Annotated in this window: 1 rRNA gene; it reads left to right on the top strand. The window is 43.3% G+C overall.

Annotation, left to right across the window (positions count from 1 at the left end):
- Positions 1-104: ribosomal RNA gene (locus OHJ21_RS32970) — 16S ribosomal RNA — on the top strand; the annotation flags it as partial.
- Positions 105-524: the final 420 nt, after the last annotated feature.

The raw sequence follows: 524 nt of genomic DNA, 5'->3' as shown, positions 1-524 counted from the left end.
GGGGTAACCCTTACGGGAGCCAGCCGCCGAAGGTGGGGTAGATGATTGGGGTGAAGTCGTAACAAGGTAGCCGTATCGGAAGGTGCGGCTGGATCACCTCCTTTCTATGGAGAATCGTTCTCTGCAACGAGGACATTCAAATATGACTTCAATGAAGTCACCCTTAAAATCAGGTTTCGGCCTGTTACTCACTCGTTGGTCAGTTTTGAGAGTTCAACTCTCAACTTGTTGATTCCAGATCTTTCTTGTAGACAAGATCGTCAGGAATTGATAAGATATTCTTCCGGCCGTTAAACAGCCGATTGAATTTGATCCTTGAAAACTAGATAACGAAACGAATTTGCGCAATTAGAAATATCCTTTTAGCTGAACTTGTGTCAAGTAATTGATCAAGTTTTTATAAAAGTAGCAGCGGAAGATTCGTGACAGTCGATCCTTTGGAAGTTTCGTTTCCACCTATTAACTCGTTTAGTAGATCAGGAAACAAACGGACAACAGAGCGAATGGCGCGAAACTGAAGCGAT

Source organism: Virgibacillus sp. LDC1 (assembly GCF_025792345.1).
Lineage (GTDB): Bacteria > Bacillota > Bacilli > Paenibacillales > Paenibacillaceae > Paenibacillus_AQ > Paenibacillus_AQ lautus.
This window is presented reverse-complemented; position numbering and strand designations above follow the sequence as displayed.